Annotated in this window: 1 protein-coding gene; it reads left to right on the top strand. The window is 47.5% G+C overall.

The annotated features are described in order from the left end of the window. The coding region (locus KP705_RS18480) for a hypothetical protein (RefSeq protein ID WP_215765359.1) at positions 1 to 406 on the top strand (406 nt) is incomplete at both ends.

The following is a 406-nucleotide window of genomic DNA, read 5'->3' as shown; positions in this document are numbered from 1 at the left end:
CTTCTCGGATAGGTTTTTATGAGCTTCTTCGTCGCAACAGTGGGAACAAGGTTGATGTGTTTAAACATCTTGAACGCATTGGCAGGGATGAGGCCATAAGGCTTCAATCTGATCGCATTGCTGACAGGCTTGAAGGTCTGGGGATTCCGTCTAGGCGTAAGAAGCAGGATGGCACCTTTTTCAAGGTGGGTTTGCTGTCTGGATTAGCTAAGCAGATGGATGAACAGTTTAGGCATATCATGTTCATTCCTGCTGTTGCTGTTGCTGAGCGTCGCCAGTTGAGGAATGAGCTGACCTATTGGATTGATAACATTCTCCCGAATAAGGGGAAGTATCTGCGGTACATGGTTATCACCTGCGGTGAGAACGTCCGCATATATGATGACCTCAAGGCGGAGCATAGGAA

It is taken from the genome of Gluconobacter sp. P1D12_c (genome assembly GCF_018812105.1).
In the GTDB taxonomy this organism is placed as follows: Bacteria; Pseudomonadota; Alphaproteobacteria; order Acetobacterales; family Acetobacteraceae; genus Gluconobacter; species Gluconobacter oxydans_A.
The sequence above is the reverse complement of the archived record's forward strand: the minus strand, read 5'-3'. Positions and strand labels throughout refer to the sequence as shown.